The organism is Shimia sp. R9_3, from assembly GCF_017743755.1.
Lineage (GTDB): Bacteria > Pseudomonadota > Alphaproteobacteria > Rhodobacterales > Rhodobacteraceae > Shimia.
In genome coordinates this window covers 82,878-105,933 of record NZ_JAGHRP010000006.1, presented here as the reverse complement: position 1 = coordinate 105,933, position 23,056 = coordinate 82,878, and the positions used below count along the sequence as shown (strand labels likewise).

General features: G+C 60.0%; 31 protein-coding genes. 21 read left to right on the top strand and 10 right to left on the bottom strand.

Annotated features, from left to right (window positions below):
- Positions 1-7: 7 nt before the first annotated feature.
- Positions 8-892, bottom strand: a complete 885-nt coding sequence (locus J7412_RS15770) for a LysR family transcriptional regulator (protein WP_209079514.1) — start codon at positions 890-892, stop codon at positions 8-10.
- Positions 893-1,020: 128 nt separating this feature from the next.
- On the opposite strand from J7412_RS15770, the gene J7412_RS15765 reads away from it, so the two are divergent.
- A complete protein-coding gene (locus tag J7412_RS15765) occupies positions 1,021-1,566 on the top strand; it encodes an NAD(P)H-dependent oxidoreductase (protein ID WP_209079513.1) in 546 nt (181 codons plus the stop codon).
- Positions 1,567-1,630: 64 nt separating this feature from the next.
- Here J7412_RS15765 and J7412_RS15760 read toward each other — a convergent pair whose 3' ends face one another.
- Positions 1,631-2,167, bottom strand: coding sequence for a prolyl-tRNA synthetase associated domain-containing protein (locus tag J7412_RS15760; RefSeq protein ID WP_209079512.1), 537 nt, complete (start codon positions 2,165-2,167; stop codon positions 1,631-1,633).
- Between the two features lie 274 nt (positions 2,168-2,441).
- Between J7412_RS15760 and ffh the strand changes: the two genes are divergently transcribed.
- From ffh to bluB, 8 genes are all read left to right on the top strand, one after another.
- The gene (ffh, locus tag J7412_RS15755; RefSeq protein WP_209079511.1) at positions 2,442-3,968 is read left to right on the top strand and encodes a signal recognition particle protein; all 1,527 of its coding nucleotides are present in this window, start codon (positions 2,442-2,444) and stop codon (positions 3,966-3,968) included.
- Between the two features lie 24 nt (positions 3,969-3,992).
- Positions 3,993-4,340 carry a hypothetical protein gene (locus J7412_RS15750; protein ID WP_209064140.1) on the top strand — a complete coding sequence of 116 codons (348 nt, stop codon included), beginning with the start codon at positions 3,993-3,995 and terminating at the stop codon, positions 4,338-4,340.
- A 5-nt stretch (positions 4,341-4,345) separates the two neighbouring features.
- On the top strand, positions 4,346-4,885 hold the full coding sequence (locus tag J7412_RS15745; protein WP_209079510.1) for a GNAT family N-acetyltransferase: 540 nt from the start codon (positions 4,346-4,348) through the stop codon (positions 4,883-4,885).
- Entirely contained in the window at positions 4,882-5,403 is a 522-nt protein-coding gene (locus J7412_RS15740) for a GNAT family N-acetyltransferase (protein WP_209079509.1), read from the top strand. The genes J7412_RS15745 and J7412_RS15740 overlap by 4 nt, the downstream gene beginning before the upstream one ends.
- Positions 5,403-6,008 (top strand): GNAT family N-acetyltransferase, encoded by a 606-nt coding sequence (locus J7412_RS15735; protein ID WP_209064134.1) that lies wholly within the window; start codon positions 5,403-5,405, stop codon positions 6,006-6,008. The genes J7412_RS15740 and J7412_RS15735 overlap by 1 nt, the downstream gene beginning before the upstream one ends.
- Complete coding sequence (locus tag J7412_RS15730) at positions 6,001-6,309, top strand: chorismate mutase (RefSeq protein WP_209064132.1); 309 nt, start codon at positions 6,001-6,003, stop codon at positions 6,307-6,309. The genes J7412_RS15735 and J7412_RS15730 overlap by 8 nt, the downstream gene beginning before the upstream one ends.
- 104 nt (positions 6,310-6,413) lie before the next feature.
- Positions 6,414-6,779 (top strand): 30S ribosomal protein S16, encoded by a 366-nt coding sequence (gene rpsP / locus J7412_RS15725; protein WP_209079508.1) that lies wholly within the window; start codon positions 6,414-6,416, stop codon positions 6,777-6,779.
- 17 nt (positions 6,780-6,796) lie between these two features.
- Positions 6,797-7,426 carry a 5,6-dimethylbenzimidazole synthase gene (bluB, locus tag J7412_RS15720; RefSeq protein ID WP_209079507.1) on the top strand — a complete coding sequence of 210 codons (630 nt, stop codon included), beginning with the start codon at positions 6,797-6,799 and terminating at the stop codon, positions 7,424-7,426.
- 90 nt (positions 7,427-7,516) lie between these two features.
- Here bluB and J7412_RS15715 read toward each other — a convergent pair whose 3' ends face one another.
- Positions 7,517-8,305 (bottom strand): metallophosphoesterase, encoded by a 789-nt coding sequence (locus J7412_RS15715; RefSeq protein WP_209079506.1) that lies wholly within the window; start codon positions 8,303-8,305, stop codon positions 7,517-7,519.
- Between the two features lie 203 nt (positions 8,306-8,508).
- Here J7412_RS15715 and rimM point away from each other — a divergent pair, with 203 nt between their 5' ends.
- From rimM to J7412_RS21880, 5 genes are all read left to right on the top strand, one after another.
- The gene (rimM, locus tag J7412_RS15710; RefSeq protein ID WP_209064126.1) at positions 8,509-9,027 is read left to right on the top strand and encodes a ribosome maturation factor RimM; all 519 of its coding nucleotides are present in this window, start codon (positions 8,509-8,511) and stop codon (positions 9,025-9,027) included.
- On the top strand, positions 9,027-9,839 hold the full coding sequence (trmD, locus tag J7412_RS15705) for a tRNA (guanosine(37)-N1)-methyltransferase TrmD (protein ID WP_209079505.1): 813 nt from the start codon (positions 9,027-9,029) through the stop codon (positions 9,837-9,839). Before rimM ends, trmD begins: the two co-directional genes overlap by 1 nt.
- Positions 9,840-9,936: 97 nt before the next feature.
- Positions 9,937-10,269, top strand: a complete 333-nt coding sequence (locus J7412_RS15700; RefSeq protein WP_209064122.1) for a YegP family protein — start codon at positions 9,937-9,939, stop codon at positions 10,267-10,269.
- A 119-nt stretch (positions 10,270-10,388) separates the two neighbouring features.
- Positions 10,389-10,853 (top strand): hypothetical protein, encoded by a 465-nt coding sequence (locus J7412_RS21885; RefSeq protein WP_247743964.1) that lies wholly within the window; start codon positions 10,389-10,391, stop codon positions 10,851-10,853.
- Complete coding sequence (locus J7412_RS21880; RefSeq protein WP_247743963.1) at positions 10,805-11,329, top strand: hypothetical protein; 525 nt, start codon at positions 10,805-10,807, stop codon at positions 11,327-11,329. Before J7412_RS21885 ends, J7412_RS21880 begins: the two co-directional genes overlap by 49 nt.
- Before the next feature lie 137 nt (positions 11,330-11,466).
- Here the strand turns inward: J7412_RS21880 and J7412_RS15690 are convergent, their stop codons facing one another.
- Both J7412_RS15690 and J7412_RS15685 read right to left on the bottom strand, forming a co-directional pair.
- The gene (locus tag J7412_RS15690) at positions 11,467-12,561 is read right to left on the bottom strand and encodes a peptidoglycan-binding protein (RefSeq protein ID WP_209079504.1); all 1,095 of its coding nucleotides are present in this window, start codon (positions 12,559-12,561) and stop codon (positions 11,467-11,469) included.
- A gap of 115 nt (positions 12,562-12,676) precedes the next feature.
- Positions 12,677-13,495, bottom strand: a complete 819-nt coding sequence (locus J7412_RS15685; RefSeq protein WP_209079503.1) for a GH25 family lysozyme — start codon at positions 13,493-13,495, stop codon at positions 12,677-12,679.
- 412 nt (positions 13,496-13,907) lie between these two features.
- Here J7412_RS15685 and rplS point away from each other — a divergent pair, with 412 nt between their 5' ends.
- From rplS to queF, 6 genes are all read left to right on the top strand, one after another.
- Positions 13,908-14,282: a 50S ribosomal protein L19 gene (rplS, locus tag J7412_RS15680; RefSeq protein ID WP_209064113.1), complete on the top strand. Its 375-nt coding sequence runs from the start codon at positions 13,908-13,910 to the stop codon at positions 14,280-14,282.
- A gap of 11 nt (positions 14,283-14,293) precedes the next feature.
- Positions 14,294-14,515 (top strand): 50S ribosomal protein L31, encoded by a 222-nt coding sequence (rpmE, locus tag J7412_RS15675; protein WP_209079502.1) that lies wholly within the window; start codon positions 14,294-14,296, stop codon positions 14,513-14,515.
- A gap of 178 nt (positions 14,516-14,693) precedes the next feature.
- Entirely contained in the window at positions 14,694-15,398 is a 705-nt protein-coding gene (gene queC / locus J7412_RS15670) for a 7-cyano-7-deazaguanine synthase QueC (RefSeq protein ID WP_209079501.1), read from the top strand.
- On the top strand, positions 15,398-15,751 hold the full coding sequence (queD, locus tag J7412_RS15665; RefSeq protein ID WP_209079500.1) for a 6-carboxytetrahydropterin synthase QueD: 354 nt from the start codon (positions 15,398-15,400) through the stop codon (positions 15,749-15,751). The genes queC and queD overlap by 1 nt, the downstream gene beginning before the upstream one ends.
- The gene (gene queE / locus J7412_RS15660) at positions 15,748-16,455 is read left to right on the top strand and encodes a 7-carboxy-7-deazaguanine synthase QueE (protein ID WP_209079499.1); all 708 of its coding nucleotides are present in this window, start codon (positions 15,748-15,750) and stop codon (positions 16,453-16,455) included. The genes queD and queE overlap by 4 nt, the downstream gene beginning before the upstream one ends.
- Positions 16,456-16,495: 40 nt before the next feature.
- The gene (gene queF, locus J7412_RS15655) at positions 16,496-16,960 is read left to right on the top strand and encodes a preQ(1) synthase (RefSeq protein ID WP_209079498.1); all 465 of its coding nucleotides are present in this window, start codon (positions 16,496-16,498) and stop codon (positions 16,958-16,960) included.
- 55 nt (positions 16,961-17,015) lie between these two features.
- On the opposite strand, the gene J7412_RS15650 is transcribed toward queF, so the two are convergent.
- From J7412_RS15650 to J7412_RS15635, 4 genes are all read right to left on the bottom strand, one after another.
- On the bottom strand, positions 17,016-17,489 hold the full coding sequence (locus J7412_RS15650) for a hypothetical protein (protein WP_209079497.1): 474 nt from the start codon (positions 17,487-17,489) through the stop codon (positions 17,016-17,018).
- A gap of 146 nt (positions 17,490-17,635) precedes the next feature.
- Positions 17,636-18,523 (bottom strand): YghX family hydrolase, encoded by an 888-nt coding sequence (yghX, locus tag J7412_RS15645; protein WP_209079496.1) that lies wholly within the window; start codon positions 18,521-18,523, stop codon positions 17,636-17,638.
- A gap of 120 nt (positions 18,524-18,643) precedes the next feature.
- Positions 18,644-20,044, bottom strand: coding sequence for a DUF3179 domain-containing (seleno)protein (locus tag J7412_RS15640; protein ID WP_247743962.1), 1,401 nt, complete (start codon positions 20,042-20,044; stop codon positions 18,644-18,646).
- Between the two features lie 168 nt (positions 20,045-20,212).
- Entirely contained in the window at positions 20,213-21,433 is a 1,221-nt protein-coding gene (locus tag J7412_RS15635; RefSeq protein WP_209079495.1) for an MFS transporter, read from the bottom strand.
- A 133-nt stretch (positions 21,434-21,566) separates the two neighbouring features.
- Here J7412_RS15635 and J7412_RS15630 point away from each other — a divergent pair, with 133 nt between their 5' ends.
- Entirely contained in the window at positions 21,567-22,493 is a 927-nt protein-coding gene (locus J7412_RS15630; RefSeq protein WP_209079494.1) for an alpha/beta fold hydrolase, read from the top strand.
- Between the two features lie 20 nt (positions 22,494-22,513).
- Here J7412_RS15630 and J7412_RS15625 read toward each other — a convergent pair whose 3' ends face one another.
- Complete coding sequence (locus J7412_RS15625) at positions 22,514-22,930, bottom strand: VOC family protein (RefSeq protein ID WP_209079493.1); 417 nt, start codon at positions 22,928-22,930, stop codon at positions 22,514-22,516.
- Between the last annotated feature and the right edge of the window lie 126 nt (positions 22,931-23,056).

Genomic DNA, 23,056 nt, shown 5'->3' with positions numbered 1-23,056 from the left:
GTATCGCTCATATGCCGGCGACCCAGGCGCCAGCGCGTTCCTTCAGAAACGTCAGGAAGGTCTGCACCTTGATGGTACGATGCAAATCCACGTGGGTGATGATGCGCACAGGCGCGTCCCATTCCGGCCGCGTCGGCAGCACCTCAACGACCTCCTTGCAATATGTGGCCGCCCACACGGGCATAAAGCCCAGCCCGGCACCGGCCTGCACCGCTTCTTCCATGGCACGATCAGAGGTCGAGCGGAACACCACATTTTCACGAGGCACATGGGTCTTGAGCCAGCGGTCAAACGGCGCGCGGCTGTCTGGATTGTCGTGCCCGACAAAGCGGTGGTTCACAAGATCGGCCTCATCCTTGGGCAAGCCGTACCGGTCGATATAGCTCTGGGACGCAAACAGCGCGTTTGGCATTTGTGCCAAAGGCTGCACCACATTGTCCGGCTGCACGTCACCAGCCCCGGCCCGGATCGCCACATGGGCCTCGCCATACTCCAGCCGAAACACCCGATCGCCGGTCAGAAACCGCACCAGAACATCCGGGTGCTCGGCCTGAAAATCCGCAAGGATCGGGGAGAGCAGCGGCGCAAACCCCGCGAGCGACGTGACCACCAGTTCCCCGGCGACATCTGCGCCGCGCCCCTTGATGCGGCCTTCCAGCTGGCCAAACTGATCATCCGTGGCCTGCGCCACCCGCATCAGATCTTCGCCCGCTTCCGTCGCCGTATAGCCGCGCGCATGGCGCTGAAACAGCTTCACGCCCAACTGCCCTTCCAGCGCGTCAATATGCCGAATGACCGTGGCATGATGGACCCCAAGCGCTTCCGCTGCGCCGCTCACCGTGCCCAATCGCGCCACCTGAAAGGCTGTGCGCACCTCGTCCCAATTCTTCATGACATCCCCTCCGCAACCGCGCTGACTGTGCATATTCAAACACAATATGCGCAATATCTGCAATTGCGCGCAAAGACGCAATGCTCAATTGTAGGACACAACGCAGCCACCTCTCAAAGGAACACCCCATGTCCAACACCGTCTTGCACATCGACAGCTCCGCCCGTTTCGCCGACTCCGCCTCCCGTCAGGCCTCCGCCAAACTGGTCGCTGATCAGAATGCCGATAAAGTCATCCGCCGCGATCTGGCCCAAACAGATCTGCCCTTCTTGGATGAAGCCTTCACTCAGGCCACCTTCACCCCGCCAGAGGCGCGCACCGAGGCACAAAACGCCGCGCTCGCCACATCTGACGGGCTGGTAGCCGAGCTTCAGGAAGCCGACACGCTGGTGATCGGCGTTGCGATCTACAACTTCTCGATCCCCGCCAAACTCAAAGCCTGGATTGACCAGATCGCCCGCGCCGGTGTCACCTTTGCCTATACCGAAGAAGGCCCCAAAGGGCTGCTTGAAGGCAAAAAAGCCATCATCACCTTCGCTTCCGGCGGCACCGAAATCGGCTCCGACATCGACTTTGCCTCACATTACCTGCGCTTTGTGCTGGGGTTTGTGGGCATCACCGAGGTCACCATCCTCAACAAAGACGGCGAAGAAGTGGCGCCCAAAGCGGCCTAACCCTCTTCCTTCTGCCAAAAATACTCTGGGGTGATCGCAGCTTGCTGCGAGAGGGGCAACGCCCCTACCCCAGCTCCAGCATCTCGGGCGTCACATCAATGCGCTCAAGAAACACCCAGAGATCCGCAACAGACATCGCAACCGTCCGGTCATTGACCAACGGGTGCATATAGATCCGATCCGCGCCCTGCACATCCGCGTCCATAAAGAAGCGCACGCCTTTCTCTGCGCCATTGATCATCGCCAGCGGGGTCACCGCACCGGGCCGCACACCGAGGTTTTCCAGCAGCCGGTCAGCGGAGCCAAACGACAGATTACCCACGCCCAGCTGCGCCCCCAGCGCCTTAAGGTCAATCTCGCGGTCCTGCTCCAGCGTCACCAGATAGTTGCGCTTCTTCTTGTCCCGCAGATAGAGGTTCTTCACCCGAAACGCGCGTTCCCCCGCAACCTCCATCGCCGCCTCAACCGATTTGGCATCCTCAACGGTGCGCAGCGGCACATGTTCATGCAGCGCATAGTCCAGCCCCCAGGCTTCAAGCTGCGCCAACAGCGCGTCCGAACTGACAGGCAGACTGCCCTGAAACTCTGATGATGCGTCCATGACCGTCTCCTTGATCCCTGCCACCTTCTTTCCAGCAGACATGCCGCAGCTGAAAGGCAAGCGAAAGCCCAAATCCGGCAACCCCTGTTGACTCAACGCCCCCACAGGCGTAAACGCGCAGCAATTCCGGGAGTCCGTCAAACTTCCGGTCCCTTGGCCTATGTGCCGGGATCGCCCCCCGTCAGCGAGTTTCGCCCACGGGGGACATTGGCGTTTGGGCGGTTCGCACATATGTTCGGGCCAGATATGAAACGGTGAAAAGGAACCGGTAGCGATGTTTGAAAATCTAAGCGAACGCCTCTCTGGTGTCTTTGATCGTCTCACCAAACAGGGTGCGCTCTCTGAAGACGACGTCAAAACCGCGCTGCGCGAAGTGCGTGTGGCCCTGCTTGAGGCCGACGTCTCGCTGCCTGTGGCCCGCGACTTTGTCAAAGCGGTGCAGGAAAAAGCCACCGGTCAGGCCGTCACCAAATCCGTGACGCCGGGCCAGCAGGTTGTGAAAATCGTTCATGACGAGCTGAAAAACGTGCTCGCAGGTGGCGAAGGCGAAGACCTCGGTGCGCTCAAAGTAGACAACCCACCTGCCCCGATCCTGATGGTCGGTCTGCAGGGCTCTGGTAAGACCACCACCACCGGCAAGCTTGCCAAACGTCTGACCGAGAAAGACGGCAAGCGCGTGCTGATGGCCTCGCTCGACATCTACCGCCCCGCCGCGATGCAACAGCTCGCCGTGCTTGGCACCCAGATCGGTGTAGACACGCTGCCGATTGTGCAGGGCGAAAGCGCCGTGCAGATCGCCAAACGCGCCAAACAGCAGGCGACGCTGGGCGGCTATGACGTTTATATGCTCGACACCGCAGGCCGCTTGCAGATCGACGAGACCCTGATGAAAGAGGTCGAGGATGTGCGCGACGTGGTGAACCCGCGCGAAACCCTTCTCGTTGTCGACGGCCTCACCGGTCAGGTGGCTGTTGAGGTGGCCGAAGAATTTGACGGCAAAATCGGCATCTCCGGCGTGGTCCTGACCCGTATGGACGGTGACGGCCGTGGCGGTGCCGCCCTGTCGATGCGCGCCGTGACCGGCAAGCCGATCAAATACGTCGGCCTTGGCGAGAAAATGGATGCGCTCGAAACCTTCGAGCCAGACCGGATCGCAGGCCGCATTCTGGGCATGGGCGACATTGTTGCCCTTGTTGAGAAAGCCCAGGAAACCATTGAGGCAGAACAGGCCGAACGCATGATGAAGCGCTTCCAGAAGGGCCGCTTCAACATGAACGACCTGAAGATGCAGCTGGAACAGATGCAGAAGATGGGCGGCATGGAAGGCATGATGGGCATGCTTCCCGGCATGGGCAAAATGGCCAAACAGGTGCAGGACGCGGGCTTTGATGACCGCATGATCAAGCGCCAGATCGCCATGATCCAATCCATGACCAAAATGGAACGCGCCAACCCGCAGATCCTTCAGGCATCCCGCAAAAAGCGCATCGCCGCAGGCTCCGGCATGGAGGTTTCTGACCTCAACAAGCTGCTCAAGATGCAGCGCCAGATGTCTGACATGATGAAAAAGATGGGCAAAATGGGCAAAGGCGGCATGCTCAAGCAAGCCATGAAAGGCATGATGGGCGACAAAGGCGCGCCTGATATGGCCGGCATGGACCCGTCTCAAATGGACCCCAAAGCGCTGGAAGCTGCGGCCAAAGCCATGGGCGCCAAAGGCGGCCTGCCCGGTGCCCTGCCGGGCCTCGGCGGCGGCATGGGCCTACCCTCCGGCCTCTCCGGTTTTGGCAAGAAAAAATAAAGTACACACCGAAGGACGCCGATCGTGAAAAAACTCCTCTCCATCCCCCTCTTCGCTGCGCTCGCAGCATGTGGTGACCTGATCACCGTCGATCTTGACACATTGCCAGAAGGCCCGATCCGGGGTGACTACCGCACCGTTCTGGATGGCATCCCCGCCACCGTGACCGCCCGCGCCTATGAGGCAGAGGTAAACTTTACCGAAACCGGCAGCTCCATCGGCTATGGCAAGCTCTTTGCCCTTGCAGACTCAGAACTGCGCCGCCAGACCGCCTGCCGCGAAGTGCGCCCGGTCAGCCATGACACACAGAGGCTCCAGTCCGGTGTCTCCAGCAGCTTCATTTTCGAACTCGACGAGTGCCCACGGGTCTAAGCCACATGACCATTGCGCCCACCATATCCACTCCGCGCCTAACGCTGCGCCATCACGTGCTCGATGATTTCGAGCCGATGGCCGCGCATTTCGCAACGGATTGGGCGCAATATATGGGAGGGCCAATCACCGCAGACGAACTCTGGCGCTGGCTCGGGGCTGAGATCACCAGTTGGCAATGGCTTGGCTATGGCAGCTGGGCAGTGGAGTTGACGGAAACCGGCGCTCTCATCGGTCAGGTCGGCATCAACAAACCGCCACGCTTTCCCGAAGTTGAAATCGGCTGGTGTTTCTTCCCAGAAGCCCAAGGCAAAGGATATGCGTTTGAAGCGGCAACAGCCGCACGCGACTGGGCCTTTGACACCAAGGGGCTTTCCACCTTGGTGAGCTACATCAGCGCCGAAAACGCAGCCTCCATCCGCCTTGCCGAACGTCTGGGCGCGATGCGCGACGACAACGCAGCCCGACCAGAAGGCGATCCGGATGATTTGGTCTATCGTCACGTCCCACAAGACAATGACGGAAGTCCGGAGGCCTACGCATGAGCCTCGCACTGAATATCCCTGTGATCGAAACCGAGCGCCTGCGCCTGCGCGCGCCGCAGCTTTCCGATCTGGAGCCCATGGTCGCCTTCTATGCCTCTGACCGCAGCGCCTTTGTCGGTGGCCCCCGCGACGAAGCGGCCACCTTCACATCCCTGACAAGCCGTCTGGGACATTGGGTTGTACGCGGCTACGGCCTCTGGCACTTTGAAGACAAGACCTCCGGCACTTTCCTTGGATGGACCGGCATCATCAACGCACCGGGCTGGCATGAACCAGAACTGGGCTGGAGTGTTCTGGCAGAAGGCGAAGGCAAGGGGTATGCGTCTGAGGCGGCAATTGCCGCGCGCTCCTACGCAGCCGAGCACTTTGGCCTTTCGCACCTTATGAGCTACCTGGCCCCGGCCAACAGCCGTTCTGTTGCCATGGCCAAACGCCTTGGTGCGACTTTCGAACACGAGCATGAACTCCTTGGCAAATTCTGCCACGTCTACCGCCACCCCAAAGTGGAGGCGCTCTGATGTCCGTGCCAACCATCCCAGTTCTGGAAACCAAACGCCTCGTACTGCGCGGTCCGGAGCCTGAGGACTATCCGAACTTCAAGGCCACCTTTGCCTCCTACCGCTCCCGCTTCATGGGCGGGCCGCTCAATGCCTATGAGACATGGATGCTCTATGCGGCGGAAATCGGTCACTGGAACATCCGCGGCTACGGCATGTGGATGATCCACGACAAAGCCACCGACGAGACCCTTGGCATGGCGGGCGGTTGGTTCCCTGCCAAATGGCCGGAGCGCGAGATCGCCTGGATCATCTGGCCGGACAAGGCTGGCAAAGGCTACGCGCTTGAGGCCACCCATGCGGTGCGCCGCCACTTCTATGAACAGCTGGGCTGGGACGGCGCGGTCAGCTACATCGACCCCAAGAATCTCGACAGCATCCGGCTGGCGGAGCGCCTGGGAGCGGTGAAGGACAAAACCGCCGCCTCCGTGGATGGCCACGATGTGGTCTACCGCCACCCCAGCCCTGATGCACTGCGCTCCTCTCAGATTGCCGATGCGATCGAGATGGAAATCAGCCACTACGCCGATCCGATGTTCAAACCGAAAGGCCACGCCCTTGACTGACCAAGCGACCGACGCGGCCCTGCGCGCCGCCGAGGTGCTCAAAGAGCACCGTGAAAGCATCGACCGCCTCGATGCGATCCTCGTCTACACGCTGGGCGAGCGGTTCAAACACACGCAGGCGGTGGGCAAACTGAAAGCCACCCACGACCTTCCCCCGTCCGATCCCGCGCGCGAAGCCACGCAGATCGCACGTCTCGAAGATCTTGCGAAACGGGCCAATCTGGATCCCGAATTCGCCAAGAATTTCCTGAATTTCATCATCGCTGAGGTCATTCAGCACCACAAGAAACATCAGGAATAACAAACCGTTGGGCAGAGACTGACCTGTCCTTCGACCCAACCCGCACCAAAACGGTGCACCCAAATATGCACGCAAGTGCAAACGCCATTATAGGAGATACACCCATGGCTATGAAAATTCGTCTCGCCCGCGGCGGTTCCAAAAAGCGCCCTTTCTACCGCGTTGTTGCAGCGGACAGCCGCATGCCACGTGACGGCCGCTTCATCGAGAAGCTCGGCACCTACAACCCGCTGCTGCCAAAAGACAGCGAAGAGCGCGTAAAGCTGGACATGGAGCGCGTTCAGTACTGGCTGGACCAGGGCGCACAGCCTTCTGACCGTGTGGCACGCTTCCTCGAAGCAGCAGGCACTCTGGCGAAGAAAGAGCGCAACAACCCTAAGAAAGCGGAACCAGGCCAGAAAGCCAAAGACCGCGCAGAAGAGAAAGCTGCAAAAGCAGCTGAAGCTGCTGAAGCAGCCGCAGAAGAGTAAGACGGACCGGCCCCGGAATGACCGAATTTACCTCAGATTTCCGGGACGATCTGACACGGCTCATGCAGTGGCGGCGCGATGTGCGCCGCTTCCGCACCGATCCGGTGGACGAGGCGCTGCTTCAGGCGTGCCTCGACACCTTTCTCCTCGCGCCCTCCGTGGGCCTGTCGGAGCCCTGGCGTGTGCTGCGCATTGAAAGCGATGAAGCTCGCACCGCTGCCCTCAAGAATTTCGAAGCGGCCAATGCCACCGCTCTGGCGGGTTATGACGGCGACCGTGCCGCGCTCTATGCCGGGCTGAAGCTGTCGGGCATGAAAGACGCCCCCGTGCAGCTTGCCATCTACTGTGACGATGCCACCGCCAAAGGCGCGGGTCTTGGCGCCGCCACAATGCCTGAAATGCGCCGCTACTCCGTGGTGGGCGCCATCACCCAATTCTGGCTCGCCGCCCGCACCTACGGGCTTGGCGTCGGCTGGGTCTCTATCCTTGATCCGGAGCAGCTCAACCGCGACCTAAAAGCCCCCGAAGACTGGTCGCTCGTGGCCTATCTCTGCATCGGCTGGCCCGAAGAGCTGTCTGACACCCCCGAGCTTGCCAAAGCCGGCTGGGAAGACCGTGACGCATCGCTCTCAATCCAATCGCGCTGATTTCGAGACGCCTTGTAGTCCTTAGCCAATCAAACGCTCTTATCAGTAGCTCTTGGCTGATTGAGAGTTCGCTGACACTCTACGGCGATATCATTCACTCATGCCGAGCGAATATTCACAGAACTGAGTATATTGTAGCGTGACGCTCCCGCCGCTTATCTCAAGCACGCCGTATTGCGGCGCTTCTTTCGGCGGCTTGAAACTATCCCAGCTCCAACTGGGGCGCGGTGCAGGTGCTTGAAATGACAACGCACCAAGGGTCGCAAATGGAATCCCTCGGATTGTGCCGCAAACCGGCCGATGTACATGGCCCATAAAAACGTAATTCACATTTGAATGGCGACCGATGAGATCCCAAAACGCTTCATCATCCTCCAGCATGATTTCATCCTGACTGGGCAACCCAAGAGCCATCGGCGGATGATGCATAAATAGATACACCGGCCTGCCAGCCTTGGCCTTAAGAACAGCCTCCAACCAGTTTTGGCGCGCGAGACAGAACTCACCCGCGTGCGACCCGATTTTATGCGTATCCAGACACACGATTGTCCCGTCTTCAGTTTCGAGGGTGAACTGGATAAAATCCGTCGCTGTGCTTTCGGGCAAAAAAAGATGCGCACGAAATCCTTCTCTCTCGTCGTTGTTCCCCATCATCGGATAGATTTGCAGTTCCGATCTGGAGAGATACTCAGCCAAAGCTGCATAGTCCCCCTCAACATCATCCCCGACCAAGTCTCCAGACAGTATTGCAAAGCTGGCATCGGCATGATGGGTGTTTGCATGGGAAATCGCTGCCTCCAATCGTTTGCGTGGGTCCAAACCGTCAATCGTTCCACTATTTTGGAAATGCGGATCAGTCATCCAAATGATCTTAGTCACCCCTGCCCCTCCATGGTCGGTTAGAAGAAAGTTCCTTGTTCAAGACAAACTAACCAGAACAAACCCGCGCTGCACCAAATTGGTTAGGATGCGTTAAGCAGGGCATCTTGCACAACACCGCCGCTCGGTTGCCCGCTCCCCCTCCCTTGCGTCCCATGCCACAATCATGGAAAACAAGCGCCAAGCAAAACAAAGGCCCCGCCATGAGCGACACCCCTTCTGATCTCATCTGCGTTGGCGCCATTGGCGGCGCTTACGGCGTGCGCGGCGAAGTCCGCCTCAAAAGCTTCACCGCCGAAGCAGACGCCATCGCCGACTACGCCCCACTTCTGACCGAAGACGGTGCCTTCGAATTCACCGTCACCATCACCCGCGCGATCAAAAACGGCCTTGCGGCGCGGCTCTCAGGCATTGCCACCAAGGAACAGGCCGATGCGCTCAAAGGCGTGAAGCTCTTTGTTCCGCGGGATCGGCTGCCGGAAACCGATGATGATGAATATTACTACACCGATCTGGTCGGGCTTGAGGTGCGCGACACTGGCGGCGCAGCGCTTGGTACGGTGAAAACCGTGGTCAACCACGGCTCAACGGACCTTCTGGAAGTGCTCCGTCCGGGCAGCGCGGAAACCGTGCTCCTGCCCTTCACCTTGGCGGCGGTTCCCACCGTCGACATCGCCTCTGGCCGCATCATTGCCGACCCGCCCGAGGGGCTGTTTGACTGATGAGCGACACCACCAAGAAGCCGAAATCCCACGGCCGCCTTTCGATCTCCGCTTCGCTCAAGCCGCGCGAGCTGATCACCCACAATCCCCGCCTCGCCGGGGTCTGGACCGCGCGCATCATCACACTCTTTCCCGATGCCTTCCCCGGCGTTCTGGGCGAAAGCCTGACCGGCAAGGCGCTCAAGGATGGCAAATGGCAGCTGGAAACCACCAATCTGCGCGATTTTGGCCTGACCAAACACCGCAACGTGGATGACACCCCCGCAGGCGGCGGTGCGGGCATGGTGCTGCGCCCCGATGTGCTGGGCAACGCCATTGAGCACACCATGCGCGGCGCGCGCGGCAACTGGCCATTGGTCTATCTCTCTCCGCGTGGCCGCCGCTTTGATCAGCGTATGGCGCGCGCGTGGTCTGAGGCCGATGGCGTCACCATGCTCTGCGGCCGGTTTGAAGGCGTGGATCAGCGGGTGCTGGATCATTACAACATCATGGAAGTCAGCCTTGGCGATTTTGTTCTGACCGGCGGTGAGATCGCCGCACAGGCGATGATCGACGCCACCGTGCGCCTTCTGCCCTCCGTCCTGGGCAACGCCGACAGCATTGAGGAAGAAAGCCACTCCAACGGCCTTCTGGAGCACCCGCAATACACCCGCCCGGCGGAGTGGTTGGGCCGCCCGATCCCGGATGTGCTGATGTCCGGCCACCACGGCAACATCGAAAAGTGGCGCCGCGAAATGGCAGAACAGATCACTCAGGAGCGCCGCCCGGACATGTGGTCCGCCTATGAGGCGCAAAAGAAAAGCGGTAAGTAAACTTGCACATCGCCCGCGTAAGGGCACCAAGTCCTTGCGCCGCGACGCGCGCCATGTTTTCCTCCCGGCATAGAAATTTCATATAGGGATCATGCACATGGCCGCCAAATTTGAGCTTTACACCGACAAGGCCGGAGAATTTCGCTTCCGCCTGAAAGCTGGCAACGGCGAAAACATCCTCGCTTCTGAGGGCTACAAACAGAAAGCCAGCGCCGAAAACGGCATCGAAAGCGTGAAGAAAAATGCCTCCGACGATGACCGCTACGAGCGCAAAGAAACCAGCGCCGGCAAACATATGTTCAACCTCAAGGCCAGCAACGGTCAGGTCATCGGCACCTCGCAAAGCTATACCAGCGCCTCAGGCCGCGACAACGGCATCGAAAGCGTCAAGAAAAACGCCCCCGACGCCGCGGTTGTTGAAGTCGAATAAAAAAACGCCGATATAAATCGTCACACAGCGCGCAAGGGTTCATCCACCGCCAGCCAGATCCAGACCTCCGCCTTAAACCAAATGATCTTTGTTTAAGGCCCTTTGATTGGCCGAACACCTTGCGCAACTTTCTTCTCAGCCTCACGGCTATCCTCATTTTCGCGACGCCCATCTGGGGCGAAACGATCACGATCCCGGGTCCTGAAGGCCCATTGGAAGGCGAGCTGATTTCCGCGTCAGATGCCTCCGACATCGTTGTGATCATCCCCGGCTCCGGTCCGATCGATCGAGACGGCAATATGCCGAGCTTCCAATCCAAGACCGGCCTCTACAAACAAATCGCCGAAGCGCTATCCGCAGAGGGCGTCGCTTCCCTGCGCGTGGACAAACGCGGCTTTTTTGGCAGCGAACAGGCGATTGCTGATCCAAACGGCGTGACCATTGGCGGCTATGCTGAAGACATGGTCAATTGGGTTGGCCGCGCGCGTCAAGAAGCCCCTGCGTTTGGCTCGCGGGCCATTCCGAAGGTGGTCTGGTGGCGCTCTACACAGCGCAAACCTCGCCTGAAGGGCTTTGCGGAGTGATCCTGATGGCCGCGCCCGGTCGTCCCGTTGGGCAGATTTTGATCGAACAAATGGAGCGCAACCCGGCAAACGCGCCCCTTCTCGACGATGTCAAATCTCTTGTGACCGATCTGGAGCAGGGAAGAACCCGCCCGCTTTCCGAAGTGCCATCCGCCCTGCATGCGCTGTTTCGCCCCGGCCTGCAGCGCTATATGACCGATCTGTTCTCGCATGATCCGATCACGCTTGCCCGCGTCTGGGCAGGCCCCACTTTGGTGCTGCAAGGGGATCGCGACGCTCAGGTCCAGATGCGCGATGCCGACCTTCTGATCAACGCTTTGACAGACGGTGACCGCGTGGATTTGGCTGGTGGCACGCACATTCTGAAAGACGATGTGCCGGGCAACCCTTTCGCCACCTACTCAGATCCCAGCCTGCCACTGCATCCTGATCTGATACCGGCCATTGTCGATTTTCTGAACGCTCAAAAAGAGTAAGCCCCCCACTTGGAGCACCGGTAGGATCACTCATCAAGGCCGCCTCATTTGCAGGGCTAACCGCAAAGCAAAAACATAAAATGCGGTCTGCGCATCCCACAACACAGACCGCACCCTCCCTGGGAGAGTTCAGGGAGCTACGCGCTTGGGGTCATCTTGGCCAGCTCCCCAGCAATGGCCTTGATGACTTTCGCGCGCAGTGGACCAAGACGACACTCCGCCTGAATGCCGGTGTCTTGGCAAAACGACACAACCGCCCACATGGTGCGTGTGTTAAAAATCCCGGTGGTCGGCCCCACCCGATAGCCCCGCGCCCGCAGCTCTTCCTGCAAAACATGCACAAAGGCGTTTTTGTCGAGCCGCGACACCACATAGAGCGCCCGCTCAAAATCCGCATCAGATGCCTCTGAAACGATCTGCTGCGCCAAGGGCCGGAAGGCGCGCGCATCATGGGTGTCATAAGCCAGCAACAAGCCTTCCTCAGCCCGCGCACGTCCGCGCAGGGCCGCATGCGCCACCAGCTCCGTCCGCAACGCCAAAGTCGCTGCATCATCCTGTCCGCGCCACAGGCGCAACAACGCTTCGGCAGCCTTTCCTCCGGCCTTGCCGCTGTCCTGTCGCGCAACATCCAGCATCTTCGCCGTCAACACATCTGGATCGACATCAAACGCCGCCCCCTGCTGTATCGCGCTCAACACAACTTTCATCGAGGCCACGTCCCCGGCTTGGGCAAAACGGGTCAACTCCGCGCGCCCAAAGGGTTTGTCAGAGGCTTCGGCAAACCTTCCCAGATAGTGATATCGCGCCCGCAACGCCTGCGCCTTCTCAATGCCGGCTACTGAGGCCACATTCAGCTGCGTCAGGGCCTCCGCAGTCTGGCCTTGGGACATCAAGAGCTTTGCATAGCTCGTGCGCACATTATCGCGGCCCGCCGCTATCGCGGCCTGATACCACAGCGCCGCCGCATCCGGATCAACCGATGTGCCAATCCCTTTCAGGTGATAATACGCCAGCCGCGCCTGTGCCCGCGCATTGCCATCCTGGGCAAGCGCCTGCATTTCCAGAAACGCCGCAGCGGTGTCTTGTGGCATCTCGATGCCAAACCGCAGCGCCTCCGCTTTGGCGTAGCGCTCCTTCTCGGTGAGGGCCTGCATCGCAAACGCCGATGTGTCGGCCAAAGGGGTCGCGGTCAGTGCTGCAAAAGAGAGTGCAAACAGTAGTCGTCGGGTCATCGTTGCCTCCTGAGAGTTGGGATACCCACAGGAAACAGCAGAACCGCCATTGCCGGACACGCGCAAAAGGATAGTGCTCCCCGCTTTGGAACAGCCTTCCATCCGGATGCCGTGTTCAGAGGCCCCGCCAGCGCACCCAGGCGTCTGGACTGCCCCGAAACACATTCAAATCCACTTCGCCCGCAATTCCCGGCACCACCCCCGTGCCACTATATTGCCAGAACACCCAGCGCGCACCGGGGTAGGTCTTTTGCGGATGATCCGCGACCGAGCGCAACCAGAACTCCGTTCCATCCAGCCCGCCAATCCCGGTATCGCGGTAAAAATCCACCGTGGTGTAGACAATCGGCCGCCGCCCATAGTGCGCCTCAAGCATTGCCAGAAACTTGCGCGCCTCACGCCTCACGGTCCGCCCGTCGGGGCGCAACCGGCAGGTCTTGGAATGCGGCGTCCATTCCATATCCAGCACATGCGGCAACGGCGCGCCGCGCGGCACATTGCGGATGAACCAGTGCGCCTGACTTTCCGCTGAGCGACAGAAATAATAGTAGTGATAGGCCCCCCAGGGCACCCCTGCGGCCTGCGCGCCTCTGCGATGGGCCTCAAACATGGGGTCTGCCAAATCGCCGCCCTCAGTGGCTTTGATAAAGGCAAAGCTGACCCCTGCCCGACGCGCCGCGCGCCAATCCACGGTTTGCTGCCAGCGTGACACATCAATCCCATGCACAGGATGACGCTCCGGCGGGCGACGGTCCCACTCCACCGGATCGGCATCTCCAAACGTGGGATAGGTTCTCAGCCGCGCCACCTCTGCGGCGACCCGCGCGGCTTCGGCGGCAGCGGCGTCATTGGCAGGTGCCGGGGTCTCATAGACTTCACGTGCGCAGCCCAGCAAAGCCCCTGCCAAAATCAGCACACCCACCCAACGCATCATCTAAAACCGCCCACGCCTCAACGCCCTTTGTGCAAGCAGTTAAGCGTTGCGCACAGGCCCCGCACAAGGCACAAGCGGCGCGCGGCATGCAACCGGCAGCTCTTCGCCAGATACGCCGCGCAGCTGCGCCATTGCGCGTGGTGTGGATACGCAATCCACCCTTGCGCCAAAGCCCGATTTCCCCTAAGAACCGCCCGTCCACGGCTCTTACCGAGTCGTTTGGGCGTGCTGTGCAGTGTGCAAACCTCTGCTTTCTTCGGCTTAGGCTACAGGCGCAGCGCAAAAGACAAGAAAAGACGACCTGACCCTCTGGCGGGCGCTGTGCAAGTGGCGGACCCGGAAGAAGACCAAGAGTTCTGAGGTGCATCAAACCTTTGTGGATATAACCACAAGCATTATAGGAGATGATCCAATGGATCTGATCGCACAGCTCGAAGCGGAGCAGATTGCTGCGCTGGGGAAAGAGATCCCCGATTTCAAAGCCGGTGACACCATCCGTGTTGGCTTTAAAGTGACCGAAGGTTCCCGCACCCGTGTGCAGAACTACGAAGGCGTCTGCATCAGCCGCAAAAACGGCTCCGGCATCGCTGGCTCGTTCACCGTTCGCAAGATTTCCTTTGGCGAAGGCGTGGAACGCGTGTTCCCACTGTACTCCACCAACATCGACAGCATCACCGTTGTGCGTCGTGGTCGTGTACGTCGCGCCAAACTGTACTATCTGCGCGCACGTCGCGGTAAATCCGCACGTATCGCAGAAGACACCAACTACAAGCCCAAAAAAGCGTAAGGAGTGGTCTCATGAAAAAAGATACCCATCCCGATTACCACTTCATCGACGTGAAAATGACCGACGGCACCATCGTCAAGATGCGTTCCACATGGGGCAAAGAAGGCGACACCATGGCGCTGGACGTAGACCCATCCGTGCACCCGGCATGGAACGGTGGTTCCACCCGTCTTATGGATGCCGGTGGCCGCGTGTCCAAATTCAAAAAGAAATACGAAGGTCTGGGCTTCTAAGCTTAGCAACCAACGTTTCAGAAAACGCCGCCTCCCTCGGGGCGGCGTTTTTTGTTGGGCAGATCTCCGCTCCCACAGAGCTGTGAAGATCGCACTCTTGCCTTTGCCTCCACGCCGCTCTAAAAGCCGCGCGCACCGGTCGCAGCCTACCCGGTACATCAAAACAAGGGTTACACAAATGAAAACAACTGTTGTCTGCTCCGGCGGACTGGACTCCGTGTCTTTGGCGCACATCGTGGCTGCCGAAGGCAATCTCTCCCGACTGGTCTCTTTTGATTACGGCCAACGCCACCGCAAAGAGCTCGACTCCGCTGCGGCCTGCGCAGACCGCCTTGGGGTGCCCCATCACATCATCGACCTGCGCGCGGTTGGCGCTGCCCTCACCGGCTCTGCCCTGACCGAAGCGGATGTGGATGTGCCCGATGGGCATTATGCCGAAGAGACCATGCGCATCACCGTGGTGCCCAACCGCAACGCGATCATGCTGACCATCGCCTATGGCATTGCTGCGGCCAATGGCGACAGCCGTGTGGCCACCGCCGTGCATGGCGGGGATCACTTCATCTATCCCGATTGCCGCCCCGGCTTCACCGAAGCCTTTGACGTCATGCAGCAGGCCGCGCTGGAAGGCTATGCCGACGTGCGCCTGCACACCCCGTTTGTGCACCGCAGCAAATCCGACATCGTCACCGATGGGGCCGCCGCCAACACGCCTTTTTCGCTGACATGGTCCTGCTACAAAGGCGGCGCGCAGCACTGTGGCCGCTGCGGCACCTGCGTGGAACGGCGCGAGGCCTTTGACCTTGCCGGCATCCCCGATCCCACCCCCTATGAGGATCCGGATTTCTGGCGCACCGCCGTGGCCGAGCGGGAGGCAAGCTGATGTTTCGCATCTCCAAAGAGTTTCACTTCTCCGCCTCCCACCAGTTGGCCCATCTGCCCGACGATCACCAATGCGCGCGCCTGCATGGCCACAACTACATCGTTGTGGTCGAACTCGCCGCCGCCGAGTTGAACTCTGACGGCTTTGTGCGGGACTATCACGAGCTCAAACCGCTCAAATCCTACATCGACGACCACTTCGATCACCGCCATCTCAACGATCTGCTCAACGTGCCCTCCACGGCGGAAAACCTCGCCAAGCATTTCTATGACTGGTGCAAGGCCCGCTGGGACGAAGTCTCCATGGTGAAAGTCTCAGAAACCCCAAAAACTTGGGCCGAGTACCGCCCATGACCCTGCGCGTTGTTGAGATTTTTGGCCCCACCATTCAGGGCGAAGGCGCGCTGATTGGCGAGCCCACGGTCTTTGTGCGCACCGGCGGCTGCGATTATCGCTGCTCATGGTGTGACAGCCTGCATGCGGTCGACAGCGCCTATCGCCATGACTGGAAACCCATGAGCGCCGAGGCGGTCATGGAGGAAATCAAACGCCTTTCCGGCAACCGCCCCCTCACAGTGTCCCTGTCTGGCGGCAACCCTGCCATCCATGACTTCGCCCCGCTGATCGCACTTGGCAAATCCCAAGGCTACCGCTTTGCCTGCGAAACGCAGGGCTCCATCGCCAAGCCTTGGTTTGCGGATCTGAACACGCTGGTGCTCAGCCCCAAGCCGCCCTCAAGCGGCGAAACCGTGGATTGGGCCACCTTTGACAGCTGCCTCTATGCGGCGGGCGCCACAGCGGATGTGGCGATCAAGATCGTGATCTTTGATGACGAGGATTTCCTCTGGGCACAAAAGACCCATGCCCGCTTCCCCGATCTGCCGCTCTATCTGCAGCCCGGCAATCCCATGGTCGATCCGGAGAAACCTGTGGATCTGGCGCAAACCACCTCCCGGCTGGAATGGTTGATCGACAAGGTTGTCGCCGCCAGCTGGTTCGCCCCCCGCGTGCTGCCACAGCTGCATGTGCTGGTCTGGGGCAACAAACGCGGCGTTTAATAAGCCCCTTCGGGCCATGGCCCATAGTTGGAGAACAAAGATGAGCGAAGACATCTACAGCAATCTGAAACAACTCGGCGGCGCCACCGTCATGCCCATCAGCCCGGAAGAGGCCGAACTGGAGCGGGTGGAAAATCCGCAGCCCGATGTGGCCTATAACGTGCGCTTCACCGCGCCGGAATTCACCTCCCTCTGCCCCATGACCGGCCAGCCCGATTTTGCCCATCTGGTGATCGACTATGTGCCCGGCAAATGGCTGGTGGAAAGCAAATCCCTGAAGCTCTTCTTGGGATCGTTCCGCAACCACGGCGCGTTTCACGAGGATTGCACCGTCTCCATCGCCCGCCGTCTGGCCGATTTTCTGGAGCCCCAATGGCTGCGCATCGGCGGCTACTGGTATCCACGCGGCGGCATCCCGATTGATGTGTTCTGGCAGACCGGCGCCATGCCCGAAGGTGTCTGGATCCCCGATCAAGGCGTGCCCCCTTACCGCGGCCGCGGCTAAGCAAGATACAGCGCATCGGCCATCTGCATCCAATGCAGGCCGATGCGCCCCTCACCTATTCGCTCTTCACCTTCTGTGAAAACGAAAACCCCTGATCCATGCGCTCAATCTCGCTCAGGATCCGCGCCACCACCTCATCCGCCTCTTTGGGTGCCGCCGTGACCAACAGGCGCATCAGGTTTTCCGCGGCCACCTGCCGCTTCTTGTAATGGGCATAAAGCGCGAAACTCAAAGCCGCCAGCGCGGTCACACTGGTCTGGACAATCGCTGATTTCAGAAATGCCAGATCACTGGCAAATGTCGACAGCGCGGGCCAGACCACAACCAAAAGCGCCAATATCAACGCCACCCAGAAACCGAACTTGTTCAACAGCGCATAGCTGCGCGCCTTGATATAAAGATCCGAACTCAGCACCAGCAACACCGCTGCCTGATCGCCAAACTCCCCCGGCCCCTCCCCGCCAAACCGCTGATTGGCAAAGGTCAGCAACAGCTTTGCAGAAGTCTGGTTTGGATTCAAATCAGGCACGACATCAATTGGCTTTGCGTAAAATGGCCCTATTTCAAAGGGCCTATATGCACAGGCTTGCACGACAGGACACGCCAATCAAGCACGGCATGGCCAAGGCATAAACGCCCAAACCCGTAAACCGCCGACCAAAACCGCCCTATGCCTTAGCTCAGATAGGTCTCAAACCACGCCACCGTGCGCTCCCAGGCCAGCTTGGCCTGCGCCTCATCATACCGAGGCGTGCTGTCATTGTGGAAACCGTGGTTTGCACCTTCATAGATATAGGCCTCATAGACTTTGTCATTGGCCTTTAGCGCCTCTTCAAAGGCTGGCCAGCCCGCATTGATGCGCTCATCAAGCTCACCCATCTGAACAAGCAGCGGGGCCTGAATTTTCGCCACAGCCTCCGCCGCAGGCTGACGCCCGTAAAACGGCACGCCCGCCGCCAGCTCCGGATAGGCCACCGCAATCGCGCTCACCACGCCGCCGCCATAACAAAAGCCCACCGCGCCAACTTTGCCGGTGCTATCCTCACGTCCCAGAAGATGCTCAAAGCCGGCAAAAAAGTCATTCATCAACTCGGCCCGGTCCACCGTACGCTGTAATTCACGCCCATTCGCATCATTGCCCGGATAGCCCCCCACCGAGGTCAGCCCATCCGGCGCAAGCGCCATAAAGCCCGCCTTGGCCAGACGCCGCGCCACATCTTCGATATAGGGGTTCAGCCCCCGGTTCTCATGGATCACCAGCACCGCAGGCAGCGGCCCCTCCACGCCGGAGGGGCGGACCAGATAGCCGCGCACATCGCCTGTCCCGTTTGGGGAGGGATACATGATGTAGTCCGCATGAATGTCCGGATCATTGAAAGACACCTGCTGCGCCATGGCATAATCCGGACTGAGCATATTCAGCAGCGCCGCCGCGGTCACAGTGCCAACCGCAAATTTCCCCGCACGGTCGAGAAACTCCCGTTTGGTGATTTTGCCGTGGGCATAGAAATCATAGAGATCCAGCAGTTCCTGATCAAAATCCTTTGCGGTCATGCGTGTCATCGCAACATTCCTCCCAAATACACGTCAAAACACTACCCAAGTCACGTTGGGCGCAAGCTTACCACACGCGGAGATTTTTGCGCAGCGGCGGCAAAGGAAACGCCCCCGCCGCCCTTCACTTCAGCCGTTCCACAGCTCTGTGTCAGGATGGAACTGCGACCAAGCAAACCAGAAGGCCTGGTGGCTGCCGAGATCAGCACCGCTTGCGTCCACGGCTTTGATCCCGCCTGCATCAAGCGCCAGCCGCACGTTCTCCACCGCAACTTCCTTGCCCGCATTGAGCGCCACAAACGCTGCGCTGCGCTGGAAGGCCACCGGTTTGCCGGAGGCGGTGACAATCCCGATCACATCTTCATGCACCGGCAAACGCGGGTCGACATCGCCCACCGGAAAGATCGGCCCATTGGCATCGCGTCCATTGCGGAAATCAAAGTCCCGGCCCAGCGCCAGATCTTCCACCAGCACGGTGGTCTCCGGATGCGCCGCCTTCCACGCGCCCCAGCTGGTGGTCACCACACTGGCCTGCTTCAACTGGATGCCCCGTTTGGCCAGCGGGCCGGTCACGGCCTTGCCCAGAAACGTGTCAAAGACCGAGTTGCTGGTGATGTCATACATCACCTTGTTGGAGCGGATCAGCAGGCCCGAGGTCCGCAGCACCGGGCGCTCCACGCCCAGAGGCATCTGATCGGTGAAATAGGCCTGTGCCGCCCCGCAAAGGGTGCAATAAGGAATGCCCAGATCACGCCCACCTAGCGTGTCATTCACCATTTCGCGTACTTCCATAATGCGGCGCGGATAGGCGCGGTACTCGCCATTCACCTCCACGCCAAAGACCACAGCGTCATCTGACAACCATGTGGCCTCCTCCGCGCTGCTGACCTCCGGATTGTCCGCAGCCGGGATGCAGTTGCAGGGATCATCCGTGGTGTCAAAGGGGCGATCATCAATCAGCACCCCGCCCCAGGACACATGCCGCCAGTCGATATCGCCTTTGACAAAAATCCGGTCCCAGCCGGGCACGATATTGGTGAAAATCGCACGCTTGGCCTCCAGATAATCCGGCGGCGCCGGGATATCCCAGGCAATCAGGTGATCCGTCACAATGCCCCAATGGTTGTGGTTTGGCAGGTCTTTGCCCAGCAGCGTGCCCGCCGCACCGCTCAGCACAGAGGTGAACTCCGGCCCCGTGGCAAAGCGCATCAGATCGCTGATGATCCACACCAGCCGCGGGTCTTTGGACTCGGCAATCACATCCAGCGCGATGGTCTGATCGCGCCCCCAGCCGCCTTGTGCCATACTGTCGATAAAGGCCACCTCTACGGCGTCCTCCACCTCTTTGGAGAGCGGCCCTTGCGGGATCGCAGGCGGTGCGCCGAACTCGGCAATCACATAATCCGGCAGCTGATCCGCCGCCTGAACCTCTGCTGCTACCAGCATGCTCGCCGCCACTGCCACGCCCATCGCAGCCCCCAGCACCGTCTCGCGCATGTTGCCCAAGACCTGAAACCCCACCTTCGCCATGAATGATCCTTCCCGCGCCGGACCTGTCCGCCCACGCTCTGTGAAACCCCGATAGCCACGCCGAAGCCCTCCTCCGGACGCGCGCCATTTGGCTCCACAGTCGTCGCAAACGCCTGCGACGGCCAATCACGTTTGCATCAAGCTCTGGTGATCGAGGCCTAGCCAGCCTTACGCAGCGGCCAGAGCCCCCGGCCCCCGCCGCGCCCGGATCAGGATCAATCCCATGATCGCGATATTGAGCGCATTCCACGCGATGCCATTCACAAAGGCCAGCTCATAGCTGCCGCTCACGTCATAGATCCAGCCTGACATCCAGCCGCCCAGCGCCATGCCCATGATGGTCGCCATCATGACAAAGCCAACCCGCGTGCCCGCTTCCCGCGCCGGCATATATTCCCGCACCACCAGCGCATAAGCGGGCACAATTCCGCCCTGCGCCAGCCCAAAGGCCGCACTGACCAGATAGAGCGAGACCAATCCGTCAAACGGCAGAAACAGGAACAGCGCGCCACATTGCAGGATCGACCCGATCAGCAAGGTCCAGACCCCGCCCAGCTTGTCGGCCACCAACCCGCTTACAAGACGGGAAACAACGCCGCCCAACAGCATGAGTGAGAGCATCTCCGCGCCCACCGCAGGCCCAAAGCCCAGATCCACGCAGAAGCTCACGATATGCACCTGCGGCATGCTCATCGCCACGCAACAACCGATCCCGGCCAACCCCAGAACCCACATCAGCGGCGCAGGCTTCATCGGCGCACCGGCCTGCCGTGCAACGGCTGCATTCTCCTGCGCCGTCAGCGCGTCCTGCGGAACCTTGGGGCGCAGCAGCAAAGCCAGCGGCACAACCGCCACCAAGGTCAGCGCTGCCAGCACCAGAAACACCGCGCGCCAGCCATGATCGCTCAGCACGCCTGACAGCAGCACCGGCCAGATCGCACCGGAAAGGTAGTTCCCACTGGCCGCAATCGCCACAGCGATCCCACGCCGCCGCTGAAACCACAGCGACACATCCGCAATCAGCGGTCCAAAACCCACCGCCGTGCCAAACCCAAGAAAGAAATGCACCAGCGACAGCATGAAAACAGAGCCGCTCGCCGCTGCCAGCCCGTAGCTCACCGCGCTCAGCACCGCCGCCCCGATCAACGCGCGGGTCACGCCCCAGCGGTCCACCGCCTGTCCGATGGCAAAATTGCCAATCGCAAAGCCGATCATGGTCAGCACATAGGGCAGCGACGCCTCCGCCCGGTCGATGCCAAACTCCGCCTGCACCGCAGGCATCACCACAATCACGGCCCACATGCCGACATTGGCAAACACGCCAATCAGCAAGGTGATGGCGAGGCGCGTCCAGCTGTAGCGGCTGTCAAGAATGGGATGGTCAGTCATGGGGGCACGCTAGGCTTTGCCGCCGCGCCTGTATAGGGCCAGAGTGCCCGCGCAGGCTACGCCACCCCGCAGCGCATTTTGTGAATTGGCGGCTTCATGGCATTCTTGGATCATTTGAAAAGGAATTTGATCCATGGCTTTGTTTTTCTCTCGCCGTGCCTATCACGCGAAAACCCAGAAATTCACCAACAACCCCGCCAGCGTCACCCGCTATGTGGCGATCAGTCAGACCAATCCGGACGGCACCATTCACAAAGGCGCCGCCATTCCGCAGGCCGACTGGCTCGAGCGCGTCAAACAGGCGGGCGGCGACAGTGAGGTGCTGATCTATGTACACGGATTCAACACTTCTCAAACCGATATGCTGCGGCGGCTCAAAAAGATCGAAGACGGCGTGCGCGCCCAAGGCTTCACCGGGGCCGTCATCGCCTATGACTGGCCTAGCGACGGCACGGTCTTGGCCTATAACACGGACCGCACCGACGCCAAAAAGACCGCACCTTATCTTGTCTGTGACGGCATCGTCCCGCTCCTGAACATGACGCCGCGCCCCAAAGTGCATCTGATCGCCCACTCCATGGGCGCCTTGGTTGTGCTGCGCGGCTTTGCTGGTGTTGGCGATTCCGCAAGCGCTGGCGCGCGCAATTGGAAAGTTGATGAGGTCACCTTCTGCGCGGCGGATGTGAATGCCGACTGGCTGGAAAGAGGCGCTTGGGGGGCTCTGGTGCTCGACCGCCGCGCCGCCCGTTTCACCAATTACTACAGCGGCCAAGACAAAGTTCTGGCCTTTGCTGGCGGCCTGATCAACGGCGGCCGAGAGCGCGCCGGGCATATGGGCATCTCAGAGCCGATCACCAAAGGCCAGTGGGACATCTACTGCAACGAGCAATACAAACGCGACGTGCCCGACAATGAGAAAACCCAAGTCTATTCCCACCGCTGGTGGTTTGATAACGACGGCTTTTACAAAGACCTCGCGCTGACCATAGACGGGGCTGACGCACAAACCATGGTCACGCGCCGCCCCACAAATGAGGCGGATCTTGCCTTGCTGACCTGAGCCGGTGGGGCCAAGACTGCCTAGCCGACCTGCTGGTGCACCTCGATGACATTGCCTTCGGGGTCAAGGAAAAACACCTGATGCCACTCTTTGGCAAAGGCCGTGCCATAGTCTGAATAAGGCACGTCGTTTTCTTCCAGCACCTTCAGGAAGGCGGCAATGTCATCGGTGCGAAAGGCGATATGGCCGCGATCGACAGGGTTGATCACCTGCCCGTTCACAAAGGCCACATCCAGCCGCCGCTCCGCCAAATGCATCTGCATATCGCCATCGGTGGCAAAGCGGATCTTGCCGTCATAACCGGTGTTTTCATCCGCCTCCGTGCGCGGAAACTCCTCTTGCGGAATATCCGCCAACCCCAAAACCCGGGTGTAAAAATCATGCAGCCGGTCCACATCATGAGAGACAAAATTGATGTGGTGAAATTCGAGTTTCATGGAAAGGCTCCCGCAAGGCTTGGATATTTGCCCCATAGAGCCGCCATCGCTGCCCGGAATCAAGAGTTGGTTCAAGCAACCCTTCCGTAGCGAGAGCTATTTTCTCAAACCAAAGCAGACACTTGC

Coding starts and splice junctions, on each gene's coding strand:
- J7412_RS15770 (WP_209079514.1), bottom strand. CDS start 892: ATGAAGAATTGGGACGAGGTGCGCACAGCCTTTCAGGTGGCGCGATTG.
- J7412_RS15765 (WP_209079513.1), top strand. CDS start 1,021: ATGTCCAACACCGTCTTGCACATCGACAGCTCCGCCCGTTTCGCCGAC.
- J7412_RS15760 (WP_209079512.1), bottom strand. CDS start 2,167: ATGGACGCATCATCAGAGTTTCAGGGCAGTCTGCCTGTCAGTTCGGAC.
- ffh (WP_209079511.1), top strand. CDS start 2,442: ATGTTTGAAAATCTAAGCGAACGCCTCTCTGGTGTCTTTGATCGTCTC.
- J7412_RS15745 (WP_209079510.1), top strand. CDS start 4,346: ATGACCATTGCGCCCACCATATCCACTCCGCGCCTAACGCTGCGCCAT.
- J7412_RS15740 (WP_209079509.1), top strand. CDS start 4,882: ATGAGCCTCGCACTGAATATCCCTGTGATCGAAACCGAGCGCCTGCGC.
- J7412_RS15735 (WP_209064134.1), top strand. CDS start 5,403: ATGTCCGTGCCAACCATCCCAGTTCTGGAAACCAAACGCCTCGTACTG.
- rpsP (WP_209079508.1), top strand. CDS start 6,414: ATGGCTATGAAAATTCGTCTCGCCCGCGGCGGTTCCAAAAAGCGCCCT.
- bluB (WP_209079507.1), top strand. CDS start 6,797: ATGACCGAATTTACCTCAGATTTCCGGGACGATCTGACACGGCTCATG.
- rimM (WP_209064126.1), top strand. CDS start 8,509: ATGAGCGACACCCCTTCTGATCTCATCTGCGTTGGCGCCATTGGCGGC.
- trmD (WP_209079505.1), top strand. CDS start 9,027: ATGAGCGACACCACCAAGAAGCCGAAATCCCACGGCCGCCTTTCGATC.
- J7412_RS15700 (WP_209064122.1), top strand. CDS start 9,937: ATGGCCGCCAAATTTGAGCTTTACACCGACAAGGCCGGAGAATTTCGC.
- J7412_RS15690 (WP_209079504.1), bottom strand. CDS start 12,561: ATGACCCGACGACTACTGTTTGCACTCTCTTTTGCAGCACTGACCGCG.
- J7412_RS15685 (WP_209079503.1), bottom strand. CDS start 13,495: ATGATGCGTTGGGTGGGTGTGCTGATTTTGGCAGGGGCTTTGCTGGGC.
- rplS (WP_209064113.1), top strand. CDS start 13,908: ATGGATCTGATCGCACAGCTCGAAGCGGAGCAGATTGCTGCGCTGGGG.
- rpmE (WP_209079502.1), top strand. CDS start 14,294: ATGAAAAAAGATACCCATCCCGATTACCACTTCATCGACGTGAAAATG.
- queC (WP_209079501.1), top strand. CDS start 14,694: ATGAAAACAACTGTTGTCTGCTCCGGCGGACTGGACTCCGTGTCTTTG.
- queD (WP_209079500.1), top strand. CDS start 15,398: ATGTTTCGCATCTCCAAAGAGTTTCACTTCTCCGCCTCCCACCAGTTG.
- queE (WP_209079499.1), top strand. CDS start 15,748: ATGACCCTGCGCGTTGTTGAGATTTTTGGCCCCACCATTCAGGGCGAA.
- queF (WP_209079498.1), top strand. CDS start 16,496: ATGAGCGAAGACATCTACAGCAATCTGAAACAACTCGGCGGCGCCACC.
- yghX (WP_209079496.1), bottom strand. CDS start 18,523: ATGACACGCATGACCGCAAAGGATTTTGATCAGGAACTGCTGGATCTC.
- J7412_RS15640 (WP_247743962.1), bottom strand. CDS start 20,044: ATGGCGAAGGTGGGGTTTCAGGTCTTGGGCAACATGCGCGAGACGGTG.
- J7412_RS15635 (WP_209079495.1), bottom strand. CDS start 21,433: ATGACTGACCATCCCATTCTTGACAGCCGCTACAGCTGGACGCGCCTC.
- J7412_RS15630 (WP_209079494.1), top strand. CDS start 21,567: ATGGCTTTGTTTTTCTCTCGCCGTGCCTATCACGCGAAAACCCAGAAA.
- J7412_RS15625 (WP_209079493.1), bottom strand. CDS start 22,930: ATGAAACTCGAATTTCACCACATCAATTTTGTCTCTCATGATGTGGAC.